The 13,855-nt window shown below is 62.0% G+C and carries 15 protein-coding genes and 1 riboswitch; of the genes, 5 read left to right on the top strand and 10 right to left on the bottom strand.

The genetic code is table 11. From position 1 onward, the window contains the following. Nucleotides 1–29 precede the first annotated feature (29 nt). Nucleotides 30–242, bottom strand: a complete 213-nt coding sequence (locus tag Q0887_RS08970; RefSeq protein ID WP_299194128.1) for a cold-shock protein — start codon at nucleotides 240–242, stop codon at nucleotides 30–32. Between the two features lie 375 nt (nucleotides 243–617). On the opposite strand from Q0887_RS08970, the gene Q0887_RS08975 reads away from it, so the two are divergent. Together Q0887_RS08975 and Q0887_RS08980 are read left to right on the top strand one after the other, a co-directional pair. Continuing rightward, a complete protein-coding gene (locus Q0887_RS08975) occupies nucleotides 618–1,208 on the top strand; it encodes a lipocalin family protein (protein ID WP_299194129.1) in 591 nt (196 codons plus the stop codon). Beyond that, nucleotides 1,205–1,666: a YaiI/YqxD family protein gene (locus Q0887_RS08980; protein WP_299194131.1), complete on the top strand. Its 462-nt coding sequence runs from the start codon at nucleotides 1,205–1,207 to the stop codon at nucleotides 1,664–1,666. The genes Q0887_RS08975 and Q0887_RS08980 overlap by 4 nt, the downstream gene beginning before the upstream one ends. A 305-nt stretch (nucleotides 1,667–1,971) precedes the next feature. Here the strand turns inward: Q0887_RS08980 and Q0887_RS08985 are convergent, their stop codons facing one another. From Q0887_RS08985 to Q0887_RS09005, 5 genes are all read right to left on the bottom strand, one after another. Beyond that, nucleotides 1,972–2,466 (bottom strand): RidA family protein, encoded by a 495-nt coding sequence (locus tag Q0887_RS08985; protein ID WP_299194132.1) that lies wholly within the window; start codon nucleotides 2,464–2,466, stop codon nucleotides 1,972–1,974. Nucleotides 2,467–2,558: 92 nt separating this feature from the next. After that, nucleotides 2,559–3,071, bottom strand: coding sequence for a nuclear transport factor 2 family protein (locus Q0887_RS08990; RefSeq protein WP_299194133.1), 513 nt, complete (start codon nucleotides 3,069–3,071; stop codon nucleotides 2,559–2,561). After that, the gene (gene thiC / locus Q0887_RS08995; protein ID WP_299194134.1) at nucleotides 3,068–4,954 is read right to left on the bottom strand and encodes a phosphomethylpyrimidine synthase ThiC; all 1,887 of its coding nucleotides are present in this window, start codon (nucleotides 4,952–4,954) and stop codon (nucleotides 3,068–3,070) included. The genes Q0887_RS08990 and thiC overlap by 4 nt, the downstream gene beginning before the upstream one ends. Nucleotides 4,955–4,988: 34 nt before the next feature. After that, nucleotides 4,989–5,105: riboswitch (TPP riboswitch) on the bottom strand. Nucleotides 5,106–5,148: 43 nt separating this feature from the next. Next, nucleotides 5,149–5,745: a DUF2585 family protein gene (locus tag Q0887_RS09000; protein WP_299194135.1), complete on the bottom strand. Its 597-nt coding sequence runs from the start codon at nucleotides 5,743–5,745 to the stop codon at nucleotides 5,149–5,151. Between the two features lie 89 nt (nucleotides 5,746–5,834). Then, on the bottom strand, nucleotides 5,835–6,440 hold the full coding sequence (locus tag Q0887_RS09005; RefSeq protein ID WP_299194136.1) for a thiamine biosynthesis protein ThiC: 606 nt from the start codon (nucleotides 6,438–6,440) through the stop codon (nucleotides 5,835–5,837). A 147-nt stretch (nucleotides 6,441–6,587) separates the two neighbouring features. Between Q0887_RS09005 and Q0887_RS09010 the strand changes: the two genes are divergently transcribed. Both Q0887_RS09010 and Q0887_RS09015 read left to right on the top strand, forming a co-directional pair. After that, nucleotides 6,588–7,226: an SOS response-associated peptidase family protein gene (locus Q0887_RS09010; RefSeq protein WP_299194137.1), complete on the top strand. Its 639-nt coding sequence runs from the start codon at nucleotides 6,588–6,590 to the stop codon at nucleotides 7,224–7,226. Nucleotides 7,227–7,239: 13 nt separating this feature from the next. After that, nucleotides 7,240–8,358, top strand: a complete 1,119-nt coding sequence (locus Q0887_RS09015; RefSeq protein ID WP_299194138.1) for a nitronate monooxygenase — start codon at nucleotides 7,240–7,242, stop codon at nucleotides 8,356–8,358. 3 nt (nucleotides 8,359–8,361) lie between these two features. Here the strand turns inward: Q0887_RS09015 and Q0887_RS09020 are convergent, their stop codons facing one another. Next, entirely contained in the window at nucleotides 8,362–9,255 is an 894-nt protein-coding gene (locus Q0887_RS09020; protein WP_299194139.1) for an MBL fold metallo-hydrolase, read from the bottom strand. A gap of 134 nt (nucleotides 9,256–9,389) precedes the next feature. Here Q0887_RS09020 and Q0887_RS09025 point away from each other — a divergent pair, with 134 nt between their 5' ends. After that, complete coding sequence (locus tag Q0887_RS09025; RefSeq protein WP_299194141.1) at nucleotides 9,390–11,027, top strand: YadA-like family protein; 1,638 nt, start codon at nucleotides 9,390–9,392, stop codon at nucleotides 11,025–11,027. Here Q0887_RS09025 and Q0887_RS09030 read toward each other — a convergent pair. From Q0887_RS09030 to Q0887_RS09040, 3 genes are read right to left on the bottom strand one after another with little or no spacing between them, the layout of a single operon-like run. Then, the gene (locus tag Q0887_RS09030) at nucleotides 11,024–12,019 is read right to left on the bottom strand and encodes an MBL fold metallo-hydrolase (protein WP_299194142.1); all 996 of its coding nucleotides are present in this window, start codon (nucleotides 12,017–12,019) and stop codon (nucleotides 11,024–11,026) included. The two genes, Q0887_RS09025 and Q0887_RS09030, sit on opposite strands and share 4 nt — an antisense overlap. Beyond that, nucleotides 12,016–12,444 (bottom strand): hypothetical protein, encoded by a 429-nt coding sequence (locus Q0887_RS09035; protein WP_299194144.1) that lies wholly within the window; start codon nucleotides 12,442–12,444, stop codon nucleotides 12,016–12,018. The genes Q0887_RS09030 and Q0887_RS09035 overlap by 4 nt, the downstream gene beginning before the upstream one ends. A gap of 33 nt (nucleotides 12,445–12,477) precedes the next feature. Then, nucleotides 12,478–13,752 carry an amidohydrolase family protein gene (locus tag Q0887_RS09040; RefSeq protein WP_299194146.1) on the bottom strand — a complete coding sequence of 425 codons (1,275 nt, stop codon included), beginning with the start codon at nucleotides 13,750–13,752 and terminating at the stop codon, nucleotides 12,478–12,480. Between the last annotated feature and the right edge of the window lie 103 nt (nucleotides 13,753–13,855).

The following is a 13,855-nucleotide window of genomic DNA, read 5'->3' on the forward strand; positions in this document are numbered from 1 at the left end:
CCAATGGCCGCGCGCACCCCGTTCTTCTATCAGTCAGCAGCCGACAGGTTTACGGCGCTTTCCTTGCCGTTACGGCCGGTTTCAACTTCGTAGTTGAGACGCTGTTCCTTATCGAGGCCCTGCATGCCGGCGGCCTGCACTGCACTGATATGGACAAAGCTGTCGGGCGAACCGTCGTCGGGCTGGATGAAACCATAACCCTTGTCGGAGTTGAAGAATTTTACGGTGCCAGTCTTGGACATTTTCGTTCCTTTCAAGAACGTTATTTTACCGCAGGCAAAGCGCCCACGGATCGTGCGTCTACTCGTTCAAGGGAAAGGAAGTCGTCGTCCGGTTTACGCCGGGGCCTGGCTGTTGAGCCTGTGGCAAACGGCGGTCGTCAAATTTCGAAGTCCGTCGCAAATTCCGACGTCAGCAGCGAGCTATGTAACAGGTTATTGCTGAATCACCTAATTATTGTTCGCAGGCAAAATAATTGAGAGGGGCTTTGACGGCTCATTCCGAAGTATCTGGGCCGTGAGCAAGGGTATTTGCATGGCAGGCAGCTTGCGCAGAATGGGCCGGTGTAGGAGAGAGGCTTCGCTTTTTTTCATAACCGCCAATCGAGTTTTTTGCTGATGACACATCGCCATATGCGCGCCTTTGCACTCACCGCTTCGCTGATACTTGCGGCAGGCGGTCTAGGCGGCTGCGTCGGGTCGCCTGGCCCGGTCGGCAATGTTTCGGTTCCCGAGCCAGCAAAGCCGGTGGAGCTCAACGCCTATCTGGGCACTTGGTTCGAATATGGCCGCTATGAAGCCTCTTTTCAGGGAGGCTGCGAAGGCGTCACCGCCGAATACTCGCTGCGCGACACGTCCGGCGAAGCCAAGATTCGCGTCGTCAATTCGTGTTTCAAAGACGGGTTGGATGGCGAATTCAGCCAAGCGACTGGCCGCGCCAAAGTGGTCGAGGGATCGGACGGCGCAAAGCTGAAAGTCAGTTTCTTCGGCCCGTTTTTCGGCGATTACTGGGTGCTCGACCGCTCTGAACCCGGCGCGGACGGGCTTTACCAGTGGTCCATCGTCGGCGAGCCATCGGGGCGGTATCTGTGGATGCTCACCCGCGAGGCTCAGCCCGACGCCCAATTGCAGGCGCTGTTGGAGCGCCGCGTGCGCGAGCTGGGCTATGACTGGCAGTTGGTGCGGATCACAGAGCAGCCAGAGGGATGAGCGCGCCTCTAACCATCCTGATCGACGCCGATGCTTGCCCCGTTAAAGAGGAAATCTACCGCGTCGCCGGCCGGTTCAAAGCCGAAGTGCGCGTGGTCAGCAATTCCCCCTTTCGCATCCCCGATAGCCCGCGTGTGAAGCGCGTGGTGGTCGACGACAGCTTCGACGCCGCCGATGACTGGATCGCCGAGCGCGCCGATGCGCGCAGCGTGGTGGTGACAGGCGACATCCTGCTCGCCGAGCGCTGCCTGAAAGCCGGCGCGCGGGTACTGAGGCACAACGGTCAGGAATTCGACGCTGCGAGTATTGGCGGAGCGATTGCCACCCGCGCGATCATGGAGGACTTGCGCGCGGGGATGGACGGGGTCGGCGGCGGGCCCGCGCCGTTCTCAAAGGCGGATCGCTCGCGGTTCTTGCAGGCGCTGGACCGGGTGCTGGTGGGGATGGGACGCAGTTAGGCCTCCGTGCCAGACCCGGCGCCAGGACGAACTTGACGAAACCATGCAAGCTATCCGCGAAACAGGCGTAGAGTCTCTTCGGGGCATTCCGCTCCGATTGGAAAAACCATGGCCAAAGGCCAACGCAAGAAAAGCCGAGAAGCGCGCAAACCCAAAGCAGACAAAGGACCAAAGCAAAATGCCAGCCAGCCCAGCCTGAAACCGGGCGGGATCAAAGGGCTGGAAAACCTGAAGAACGGTTAGCCCTATGATCGGCGAGCCGCCTCCGTTTTCAATGGGAATGGCGCGCGGTTAGGTCTGGTCAATCAATCGGTGTCTGGCGTCAGACGAGCCGTAACCTTGATCTCCACCAGCCCGTCCGGAGCGAACAGCCGGTCGATGTCTATCGCGGTCCATGCGGGGAATGGCGCTTTCACATAGCGGTTCTTGACCGTCGCGAGTGCGAGCATCGAGTCCTCGATATCCACGTGGTAGGTGGTGATGTCGATCACATCGTCCCAGCTTGAGCCGGAGCGTTCCAGCACCGATCCGATATATTGGAATGTGCGGTCGAAGGAATCCTCCATCGTCTCGCCTTCGCGTGGGGGACCGGCGATCACGCCTGACAGATAGACCGTGTCGCCGTGGATCACCGCCTCGGAAAAGCCGAATTGCTCGAAGAAGCCGCGCGTGCCTACATCCTCGGGCATAACGGTTTGCTTGTCCGCCGGAGTCGCTTCGGCATGGCCATCGGCAAGCGCGGGCGCGGCGGCGAGTGCGAGCAGCGCTGCACCGGCGATCCAGTGTGTGGTCTTGATCATGACATCCCCTCTCTCGTGTGATCACGAGGCGGGTTCTAGCATCCTCGCGCTCACGAAGAAGGGTTGATCGCCCAACACCCGCTTACATCCGCTCAGGTGCTGGCGGCGCGGACCGCTTCGATGAAGGGAGCATAATCGACATAGTCGCGGTGGCTCACGACTTTGCCGTCTTCGATTGTGAGGACGATCACCATCGGAGTGACGGTATCAACCAGCGTGCCGCCGCCGATGTCGAGGCCCCAGTGGAGCACGCCTTCATAGATCGCAGTGTCTGCCGAGATCATCCGGCGCGACGTGACAAACTCCATATGCGAAATGCCCGCATATCCGACCCGGAATCGCTCCATCATTGCAGCGCGGCCATCGGACCGGACCGGGCCAAAGACATGGGTCGCGGTGGGATCGTGGAAGCTCGAATTCTCTGCCAGCAGCGGCTCAAGCGTATCCCAGTCGCGTGACGTATAGGCGGCGAAATAGGCATCCGCGACGGGCGCAGTGGCAGCGCCGATCTCACCATAGCTAGGCTCAGCCGCGTCGCTGTCCTGCGCCGCGAGCGGCACGGCGAAGGCAAGCAGCGCGGCGGCGGCGATGACTGAGCGGATCATTTCGCGGTTTCGCTCGGCATATAGAGATCGCCGCCTTCGCGGTACTTCTCCGCCATCTCTTCCATCCCAGCCTCGGCGTCCTCGACCGGCCCACCCTCAGCTGATGACGTGGCAGCAAGGAAGCTGTCGGGGTCGGAGTTCTGCTTGGCGGCAAACTCGCGCACTTCCTGACTGATCTTCATCGAGCAGAATTTCGGGCCGCACATCGAGCAGAAATGCGCGGTCTTGGCGCCCTCTGCGGGCAAGGTCTGGTCGTGATATTGCTCAGCCGTATCAGGGTCGAGCGAGAGGTTGAACTGGTCCCTCCAGCGGAATTCGAAGCGCGCTTTTGACAGGGCATCGTCGCGCACCTGTGCTGCCGGGTGGCCCTTGGCCAAGTCAGCTGCGTGGGCGGCGAGTTTGTAGGTCACGACGCCGACTTTCACATCGTCGCGGTCGGGCAGGCCGAGATGCTCCTTGGGCGTGACGTAGCAAAGCATCGCGGTGCCGTACCAGCCGATTTGCGCCGCGCCGATGCCCGATGTGATGTGGTCATAGCCCGGCGCAATGTCGGTCACGAGCGGGCCGAGCGTGTAGAAAGGCGCTTCGCCGCAGGCTTCGAGCTGCTTCTCCATGTTCTCTTTGATCTTGTGCATGGGCACGTGGCCCGGCCCTTCGATCATGACCTGCACGTCCTGCGCCCAAGCGCGCTTGGTCAGTTCGCCCAGCGTGTAGAGCTCGGCGAACTGCGCTTCGTCATTGGCGTCGGCGATGGAGCCGGGGCGCAGGCCGTCGCCGAGCGAATAGGCGATGTCGTAGGCGGCGCAGATCTCGCTGATTTCGTCGAAATGCTCGTAGAGGAAGCTTTCCTTGTGATGCGCGAGGCACCATTTCGCCATGATTGATCCGCCGCGCGACACAATTCCGGTGACGCGCTTGGCCGCCATCGGGACAAAGGGCAGGCGCACACCGGCGTGGATGGTGAAATAGTCGACGCCCTGCTCGGCCTGTTCGATCAGCGTGTCGCGGAAAACTTCCCATGTGAGGTCTTCGGCAACGCCGCCGACTTTCTCCAGCGCCTGGTAGATCGGCACGGTGCCGACCGGCACGGCGGAGTTGCGGATGATCCATTCGCGGGTGTCGTGGATGTTGCGCCCCGTGGAGAGGTCCATGATCGTGTCCGCACCCCAGCGGGTCGCCCAGACCATCTTGTCGACCTCGGTCGCCACGTCCGATGCCACGGCGGAATTGCCGATATTTGCGTTGATCTTGACCAGGAAATTGCGCCCGATCGCCATCGGTTCGCTTTCCGGGTGGTTGATGTTGGAGGGGATGATCGCGCGCCCGCGCGCAACTTCGCTGCGCACGAATTCAGGCGTGATCACATCGGGGATTTCCGCACCCCAGCTTTCGCCATCGCGCACAAAGTCTGCCGCCAGCTCGCGGCCCAGATTTTCGCGCTCGGCGACATATTCCATTTCCGGCGTGATGATGCCTTTGCGCGCATAGTGCATCTGGCTGACATTCATGCCCGGTTTGGCTCGCAAGGGCCGCTTGATCGCGCTCGGGAATTGCGGGACTCCGCCCGAACGATCCGGACCAAGCTGGCCGTTATCTTCGGGCTTCACTTCGCGCGCGTCATATTCCTCAACATCGCCGCGGCTGCGGATCCAGTCGGCGCGGTGCTCGGCCAGACCGGCATTGATGTCGATCGCAACGTCGGGGTCGGTATAGGGACCGGACGTGTCATAGACGCGCACCGGTTCCTCGCCGCCCTCCAGATCGATCTCGCGCATCGCGACGCGCACGCCAGAGCCGGTGCGCGCGCCCACATGGACCTTGCGGCTGCCACGGATCGGGCCGGTGGTTACGCCGATTTCTACAGGTGAATTGATGTCGGCCATGAATGCTCTCTCCAAAAGACGGAGTACGGGCCGATAGGTGATAACCTGCCCGCTCCCTCCGCCGATGCTAATCGGTTCAGGTTCAACGGGTCGGGCGGCGCTTACCCCGCCCCTCTCAGCCAAGACAAAGCTGGCTCCCCGGGGATGACATGTCTCTAGACCTGTGCGGCCTTAGCGTAAAGCCAAGAGCGTGACTAAGCCACGCCTCCCGCTGCTTGCCATTCGGCGATGGCATCCTGGGGGAACAACAGCATGATGACGTTGAGCGTCAGATTGTCTCGCACAACGTAAGCTGCCACGATTTCTCCGATCAAGGCCAGCCCCACCGTCACTTTAACCGGCAATCGCAGCGCCAGCCAAAAGCCGAACGCCATCCAGCCGATATCAGCGGCAGAATTGAGCACGCTGTCACCTGAATAGCCCCAATTCGCCGTGACAGAGCGGAACCGGTCGATGACCATGGGCGTGTTCTCCAGAACTTCCCATGCCGCCTCCAACAACACCGCCAAGGGCAGTCCCCAGCGAACGGCCTGCTCGCCTCCCCAGCCGCGCCGAACGAATAGCCACCAGCCCAAAGCATAGAAAATCATCCCGTGGATGATGTGGCTAGGCGTGTACCAGTCAGTTATGTGCTGACTGTTCCCCGCATCGTTAATCTGGCCATGCCAGAGCTTAACATAGCCGCATTCACAGATCGGCGCGCGGCCCATCGCAAGCAAAATGCCGATGGCAATTGCCGTTATGACAAGCGAGACAATGACCGTGCGACGGTCGGGAATGAGTGTGCCCATAGGCACTTAGCTGCCTTGAATATCGCCGCTTGGCAAGAGATGGGCGGTCCTGCCGATGACCGGCCAAGGACCAAGAGCAAGTGCTTCGCCTATTCCTCGTCGCTCTTCAGCGTCAGCAGGCAAACCGCCAGCAGCACGGTCGCCAGCACACCCGAACCGCCTGCCAATGGCATGTTCTCGCCAAGGAAGTCGCGGCCCATTGCCATCGACAGTTCATTGGCGATCAGCGCGATCACGCCCACCAAGGTGGTCAATCCGCCTAGCGCCTTTGCGCCCTGATTGAGCCGCGCCATGCCGAACACGATGGCCGCAAGTGCAAGCAAGGCCTTGGCCGCGTTATAGACCATGAAGGAATAGGCGACGACCGAATGCGCCGCCGGCTCGATGCCCTCGACCGTGCCAGCTGCCTCAAAAAACGGTCCGAACATGGTGAGTCCCACTCCCACCTGCACGACGTTGAGCACCCCTGCAAAGGCCAGCGCCGACCAACCGAGAAAGAGCGATTTGGCCTGCAACATCGCCGATCCGGCAAGCGCGGTCAGCATAAGGAAGAGGAAGCTTTCGATGCCCCATAGAAGCTGGCGCGGCACCTCCATCTCGCTGACATAAAGATAAGTGTAGATTGCCTGCGTCACGACTGCGGCAAGCAGTATCACCGCGATGAATTGCGTGGTGCGCTTGAGTGTAAGTTCCATGAGTTCAGTCCCCTCGTTTTGATTTTCCTCAGCTCGTATTCGGCCGGTTTGCGCGAATGGTTACGCGTTTGGGCCGGTTGAGGGAATGGCAGGCGCATCCCGCTGTGGACCCGCCTTCGCCGCGCCTCTAGGTCCGGAGGTGTGACGATGCTTTACCGCCTTGATGCCAGCGCCAGCGCGGTCGCCGCAAACTTCGGAGCGCGCGCGGGCGATGATCCGTGGGCCGGAGGCTATGTCGCACCGCTCAAATTTGCGCCGATCATCACGGCGGGCCGCGATTTCATCGCCGGACCGCGCCCCGCTGGCAGGCCGCTTGCGCCGCGCATGACGCCGAGGCTTTGGGGCGTGCTGCCTCCGCCCTCCGCCGATGATCCGACCCGCCGCATCACTTCTGTGCGCAACACCGATAGTCCGTTCTGGATCGGCAATCTGCGCAATAGCGAGTTTCGCTGCCTCATCCCCGCAACGCGGTTCATGCTGTGGGGCAGCGGGACCGATTATGAAGGGCGTCGGCTCAGGCATTGGTATGCGCCCGAAAGCACGCGCATATTCGCGCTGGCAGGCGTGTGGAAAGACGAGGAAGTGCCCGCCTTCGCCCTTCTCTCGCGCAAGGCCGAGGGCGCCCCAGCCGCAGCCGGTTGCCATTCTATGCCAGTGGTGGTGGCTGACGACGAGCAAGCGCAGCAGGATTGGCTCCACGGCAATTGGGATGCTGCGCGCGCGCTCATCGAGCAGCCTTGCCGCGCCGCGCTAGCCGAATTAGGCGAAGGGTCAGAGAGTCAGTGAGAGGAAGCCTGCAATGCCATTCAAGATGACCGAGATGGTGGGATGTGAATTCCCCCTGTTCGCCTTTTCGCATTGCCGCGATGTTGTGGCTGCGGCAAGCCGCGCGGGCGGCTTTGGCGTGCTGGGCGCGGTCAGCTACACGCCCGAGCAGCTTGAGCACGAACTCGCCTGGATCGACGATAACGTCGATGGCAAACCCTACGGCGTCGATGTGCTGATCCCCGAAGTGCAAGCGGTCGATCACTCGGTGAGCGCCGACGCGATTGTCGCGCAGATCCCCTCGCAATACCGCGATTTCACCCGCGAGTTGCTGCGCGAATGCGGGATCGAGGAAGCTTTGGGCAAGCCGCTGGGAGGATCGCAAGCCCCCAACACCTCGCTGGGTCAGGAACTGCTCGAAGTCAGCTTCAACCACCCTGTCCGCCTGATCGCCAACGCGCTCGGCACCGCGCCGCCTGAAATGATCGCGGCGGGCAAGCGTCACGGCATTCCGGTCGCGGCTCTGGTCGGGGCGAAGGAACACGCGATGAAGCAGGTCGAGGCGGGCGTCGACATCATCGTCGCCCAAGGCGGCGAAGGCGGCGGCCATTGCGGCGATGTGCCGACGGTTGTGCTGATCCCCGAAGTGATCCGCGCGATTGCCGATGCGGGCGCTGACATACCCGTGCTGGCGGCGGGAGGGATCATGACCGGTCAACAAATGGCGGGCATGATGGCGATGGGTGCGGCGGGCGCGTGGTGCGGTAGCGTGTGGCTCGCTTCACCCGAGGCCGAAACCACCGAAGTGTTCCGCGAAAAAATGATCGCCGCCGGATCGCGCGACACAATCCGCTCCAAGCACCGCACCGGCAAATATTCACGCCAGCTCAAGAGCGAATGGCATGAGCGTTGGGAGAGCGCTGGCCTGCCCGCCCTACCCATGCCGCTGATGAGCCTGCTCGCCGAACCGGTCCTGCGTGCGCTCGACAGCGCGGCGGTGGGCGGCAATGCACGCGCGCAAGCGCTGTCGAGCTATTGGGTCGGACAGGGGCTCGGATTGGTGAAGGATTCGCGCGGGGTCGGCACGATTGTGCAGGACTTCAAAGCCGACTTCGCCAGCGGCTTTGAGAACCTCGCGGCCAATTTCGAATAAGCGTTAGCGGGTCGCCGGAATCTCCAGCACTTCGCCAACCTCGCTGAAATAGGGCAGCTCGCCGCTTCGCAGATAGGCCGGGACTCGGACCGGCACATGCATGGCAACCGGCATCTGTGCGTTGAGCGTTTCGTCAACTAACCCGCCCAGATCGCCCTCCTGATAGAACCAGAATGGCACCATCGCGAGACCGCTTCTTTTGGCGGAAAGGAAGCCTTCAAGCGCGGCATAATGTTCGCTTGATGGGTCCGCATCGCCCAGATGCATCACCCGCCCAACCGCGCCCTCGTCCGCAGGAGCAGAGACGCGGAACGTGATGTTGTGCGTATTGAAGTGACGATCAGGCCAGCCGCTATGCGGACTGCGGAAAGCATCGACGCTGTAGCCTTCGACGTTCACCCCATCCCATGCCTCGCCATTCTCCAGCGCAACGCCGGTTGTGCGGGCCGCAAAGCTCTCGTCCCAGCTGGCATCCTCGCGCATCCGGTCAATCGCCTGCTGCGGGGCAAAGAGGCGCAGACCGGGCTGTTCGGCAAGCATCCTTGTCAGCATAGAGGCGGAAAAATGGTCGCCATGTGCGTGACTTACAAAGACCGCATCCACCGCATCATAAGGCGGCGCCCCTGTCACTATCGCCTCGATCAGTTCGGGCGTCAGTTGCTCGAATGAGCCGAAATGATCGTCATAGAGCGGGTCGAACAGGAACTTCGCGCGCCCATCCCCCGCTGGCCCAATCTCTGCCATCACACCGGCATTCAGGATCGAGGTGGCGGTGCCAGCAAGCGCACCTTCTTGCGGTTGCTCGAATGAAGCCTGCACCGGAGCCTCGCCGCAACCCGAAAGAATGGGGGCGGCAAACGCCAGAACGGCGATGGAGAGAAAAGCGCGCGGCTGCATAATTGAGGCTCCTTGGGGTCAGGCCGCCTGCAAGGCTAGTCCAGCGCCGCAGACAAGTCCAACCGCGCGATCAAAGCTCCGTTACGGCGGTAACAATACTTAACCGGCGCGCGATTTCGTTCAGGTTGGTCGGCATGATGAAACATGCAGCCCTCACCCCATTCGCTTTGCTCGCAGCCCTCACCTTCGCCGTCCCCGCAAAGGCCGACACGGACGCCGCTTGCAACACAGAAGACGGCGCGGACAACATCGCGAACACCGATGATGACAGCCTCGAATGCGGCGAAGGGGCGAGCGCATCGGGCGGCAATTCCACCGCGATCGGCACCAATGCTGCGGCAGCGGGCGACCTCAGCGTGGCCATAGGCGACAATGCCAGCGCGATGGGGTTCGGCGGCACAGCCGTGGGCCAATTCGCCGAAGCGGCCGCCGACCCAGACCAGTTCAACGCCAGCGCCTTTGGGCGATCGGCTCAGGCGCGCGCTTCGGGTGCTACCGCTTTGGGCGCAGCTTCGGATGCTACCGGTCAGAACGCTGTTGCCATCGGTGTTCTTTCCAATGCGAGCGGGACGGACAGCTTTGCCGCTGGCCGGCTCGCCCAAGCCAGTGGCGCGCGCGCGATTGCTATCGGACGTTCTTCGCTTGCGAGCGATACAGACGCGGTCGCAATCGGTCGCAGCGCGCGCGCCACATCGGCTGAAGCGCTTGCCATTGGCGGTTATGCCGAGGCCAATCAGTCCGGCATCGCAGTCGGCTATGAAGCGCGCGCGATCGGCGATCAGGCGCTGGCCATGGGACGCGGCGCTATAGCCGAAGGGATGGGAAGCATCGCGATCGGCGCAGGCGCAAACGCAGTGCGCGACGAAGCGATTGCCATCGGGGTGAACGCCTTTGCCTTCGACATCAACAATGTCGCAATCGGCACCGGCGCGCGTTCGACCGCGCTCAACTCCACCGCATTTGGCAACCGGTCACTGGCAAGCGGCACCAATTCCTCCGCCATCGGCCAGCAATCACGCGCCACCGGCGGCAATTCCACCGCCACCGGAACAGCAGCGGAGGCGAACGGCCTATCGAGCAGCGCCTATGGCGTGCTGGCCAATGCGGATGCGGCGCGAGCCACCGCAATCGGATCCAGCAGCGCCGCGACTGAGGAAGGCGCGACCGCTATCGGTGAAGGCGCACAAGCCGCCTTCACGAACTCGACCGCGCTTGGCACCGGAGCACAAGCGACAGCCGCCAATCAGGTTGCGCTGGGCGGCTCAGGCTCGGCAGTTCGGATCGGCGATATCGACGCCAGCACCGCTGCGCAGGTCGGCGCGGTCGAAGTGGTCACTATTGACGAGAACGGAACGTTGGGTCGCCAATCGATCCAGTCCGCGGCCAGCATTGGTCCGTCGCAGGCCTCGCTAGGCCGGCTGGAGGCGATCACCAATGCGCAAATTGACAGTCTGGCGAACAATATCAGCGCAGTCGACACTCGCGTGAGCACGCTCGAGGGGCGGGTCGCCGGATTCGAATTTGCGCTTCAGGATATGGACCGGCGCACGCGCGGCGGGATCGCGGCGGCGATGGCAATGGGCGGGACGATGGTGGTGCCCGGCAGCGATGTGTCTTTCAGCGCCAACCTGTCGACTTTTGAGGGCGAGCAAGGTTTCTCCGGATCGCTCGCCGCACGGGTGACCGACCAGGTCTATATCTCGGCTGCGATTGCCGGATCAACCGCCGAGGACAGCACCGGCGGACGCGTGGGAATTGCCTTCGGATTCTAATCTGCGCCCGATGCGAAAGCGAGGCAATGCCGGTCTCCGCGCCGCGCGACATTGAAGCCGCGCTCGATCACTTCGCGGCTTTCAGCGCTGTCGGGATCGCGGATCGGGTTGGTGTGGTTGTAGTGGATGAAGTGGACCTTGGCGCGCTGTTCGGCAGGCAGGTCCTGCAAGCGGTCCATAGTCTCGGTAACGCGCGGATGGGGGATTTCCGACATATCGCGCCCATCCAGCTCGTTATCGTCCCAGAATGTGGCGTCGATGAAGATTTGATCCGCTCTTGCAATCAGCAGATCGAGCGACAAGCCGCTCGTCGCCTCAAACTCGCTCCAACTATCGAGATCAGGCAGATAGAGAATAGAAAAACGACCCGGAGCGAATATCACCCAGCCAACGGTTTCGGAAAATTCATCACGGTGAGGAACTGGGATAACGAGAGCCGCCAAGCGCTCCGTTAACTCGGTTTCCGAAGGATGCCACTGCGATTCTGTGCTGGAAGTTGGCCAATCCGGCGAAGGAAGGGGCGTAAAAATCTCAATATTGCCCAACTCTACGAGTTGGCTCCAGGGGCCGTTTCCGCGCAGGAACTCCTCCATCCTCGGCATCGCATAGACCGGCACGCCGTTCGCGCCCGCCGCTTCGCGTCCGAAATAGGCAAGGCCGAGATAGTGCCCGATATGCGCATGGGTCAGGAACACGCCGTCCACGCCCAGCCCGTCGTGCGGCGGCTCAATCGCATCGAGCATGGCAAGCTGCTCGGTGATCGCAGGCGTCGCATCGAAGAGGTAGCGTTTACCGCTTGCGCGGTCGATCAGGCCGAGCGATGACGGGAGCAGTCGCGGCCCGTCATCCTCTGCATTGCCAATTTGCGGCGCGCCCGCATCCTGCCCTGCGCCGAGCACAACCAGCTCGACTTCGCAGGACAACGGCTCGCTCGCTGCGGCACTGGCGGAAAGCAAAGCGCTCACCGCCCATAGGGCCGGACGGGACTTCATCCTTCCCGAGGATCGGTGTCTCCGGGCGCATCACAGCTCATCACCTGGGCAAATCCCGTGAAGCTGACCAGTGCGCTGCGGCTATCAGGGCGGTGAATCACGCCGACGCGAACCGGTTCACCCACCACAACCTCTTGCAACGGGTCGAACTGCCTCAGCTCGAGGTCGAAGAAGCTATGTTCGGCAACCCGATACTCGGTGACAACACGCCCTTTGTAGCAAGCGGAATAGGCGCACAGTTCTGAGCGTTCACCTGCAATAGAGATACCCATCGGAGTGAAGCTATCGGTGTTGATTTCACAAACGCCGTTGTCGCATGATATCTCCGCTGCATCGTTGCCGCAGGTGATTTCCGGATCGGAAGCGCTGGATGCTACGAGCGACACAGCGGCTCCTCCAAGAAACAGTGTTTTCATCGCGTTCATTGCAGTTCTCCTGTTTGGATGCCTTGCCCTCAACTATTCGATCACCCGTCCGCGCACCATCACCCAGTCGACCTGCTCGAGCACGGTCACATCGTCGAGCGGATTGCCCTCCACTGCGATGATATCGGCGGAGAAGCCCGGGGCGATCCGGCCAATGCTGTCTTCCAACCCGAGGATTTCGGCGGCTACCGTGGTCGCGCTGGCGAGGGCCTCGCGGTTGCTCATCCCGCCTGCGATCATCAAGCGGAACTCGCCCGCATTCTCGCCATGGGGGAAGACGCCCGCATCGGTACCGAACGCGATCCGCACGCCGTTCGCGCGGGCCCGCTCTACGATTGTGCCTGCGACTTCGCTCACAGCGCGGATCTTGTCCTCGACCACGGGCGTGTAGAATCCCTGCCCCAGATTGCGGCGAATGCCTTCGAACGCCATCAGGGTTGGGACAAGCGTGGTGCCGTTTTCGTTCATCGCGCGCGCGGCGGCATCGTCGATATAGGTGCCGTGCTCGATTGTCTGGACGCCTGCGCGCGCCGCCGCTTCGATCCCGCGAGCGCCGTGAGCGTGCGCAGCTACACGCAGACCCAGTGACTCCGCCGTTTCGACGATTGCGCGCATTTCCTCGTCGGTGAAATGCGCCTCCAGCCCGCGACCTTGCTGCGAGAGAACGCCGCCGGTTGCGGTAATCTTGATGAGGTCAGCCCCGTATTGCGAGGCCAGCCGGACCTTCTCAGCGCATTCAACCGGGCCGGTGCAGGTGAAGCCTGAATCGAGCGCGTCGTTCACATGCTCGACAAAGCCGTTCACATCGCCGTGCCCGCCGATGATCGCGATAGTGCGGGCCGAAGTGACCACACGCGGTCCGGGGGTCAGCCCTTCCGCCGTTGCACGGCGCAGCATCTGCGTGACCTGATCGGTGCGGCTACCGAGATCGCGCACGGTGGTGAAACCGGCAAGCGCGGTAATGCGCGCATTTTTCGCCGCGATCAGAGTGTAATATTCCGGCGGAGTGGTTGCCGCGCGCCAGAACTCGCCGCTTGGGTCGCCCGAGAGATGCGTGTGCAGGTCGATCAGGCCGGGCAGCACGGTCTTGTCGGACAGGTCGATTGCGTCCTCACCTCCATTATGCCCTTCGGTGATCGAGACGATCTGACCGTCTTCGATCGTGATTGTCGATGGACCACCCACGCCGCTTTCTGCATCCTGAATGACCGCGCCTGCATGGATTACTGCATCCTGCGCACCCGCTGGCGCTGCGATAAGCGCGGCAATTGCGGTCAGCGATGCGGCAATGTTTTTCAGGAACTTCACAAAAATTCTCCCCGGTTCGGACCCCTTGAGCGCAGGTGATGGCTCCCACAAAGCCCGCTGGCAAGTCCCCACCCCATTTGCGATTCATCCGCTGGTCGTTATG

Source organism: uncultured Erythrobacter sp., from assembly GCF_947492365.1.
Classification (GTDB): Bacteria; Pseudomonadota; Alphaproteobacteria; order Sphingomonadales; family Sphingomonadaceae; genus Erythrobacter.

Coding starts and splice junctions, on each gene's coding strand:
- Q0887_RS08975 (WP_299194129.1), top strand. CDS start 618: ATGACACATCGCCATATGCGCGCCTTTGCACTCACCGCTTCGCTGATA.
- Q0887_RS09010 (WP_299194137.1), top strand. CDS start 6,588: ATGCTTTACCGCCTTGATGCCAGCGCCAGCGCGGTCGCCGCAAACTTC.
- Q0887_RS08990 (WP_299194133.1), bottom strand. CDS start 3,071: ATGATCCGCTCAGTCATCGCCGCCGCCGCGCTGCTTGCCTTCGCCGTG.
- Q0887_RS09015 (WP_299194138.1), top strand. CDS start 7,240: ATGCCATTCAAGATGACCGAGATGGTGGGATGTGAATTCCCCCTGTTC.
- Q0887_RS09020 (WP_299194139.1), bottom strand. CDS start 9,255: ATGCAGCCGCGCGCTTTTCTCTCCATCGCCGTTCTGGCGTTTGCCGCC.
- Q0887_RS09005 (WP_299194136.1), bottom strand. CDS start 6,440: ATGGAACTTACACTCAAGCGCACCACGCAATTCATCGCGGTGATACTG.
- thiC (WP_299194134.1), bottom strand. CDS start 4,954: ATGGCCGACATCAATTCACCTGTAGAAATCGGCGTAACCACCGGCCCG.
- Q0887_RS08985 (WP_299194132.1), bottom strand. CDS start 2,466: ATGATCAAGACCACACACTGGATCGCCGGTGCAGCGCTGCTCGCACTC.
- Q0887_RS09030 (WP_299194142.1), bottom strand. CDS start 12,019: ATGAAGTCCCGTCCGGCCCTATGGGCGGTGAGCGCTTTGCTTTCCGCC.
- Q0887_RS09025 (WP_299194141.1), top strand. CDS start 9,390: ATGATGAAACATGCAGCCCTCACCCCATTCGCTTTGCTCGCAGCCCTC.
- Q0887_RS09035 (WP_299194144.1), bottom strand. CDS start 12,444: ATGAACGCGATGAAAACACTGTTTCTTGGAGGAGCCGCTGTGTCGCTC.
- Q0887_RS09000 (WP_299194135.1), bottom strand. CDS start 5,745: ATGGGCACACTCATTCCCGACCGTCGCACGGTCATTGTCTCGCTTGTC.
- Q0887_RS08980 (WP_299194131.1), top strand. CDS start 1,205: ATGAGCGCGCCTCTAACCATCCTGATCGACGCCGATGCTTGCCCCGTT.
- Q0887_RS08970 (WP_299194128.1), bottom strand. CDS start 242: ATGTCCAAGACTGGCACCGTAAAATTCTTCAACTCCGACAAGGGTTAT.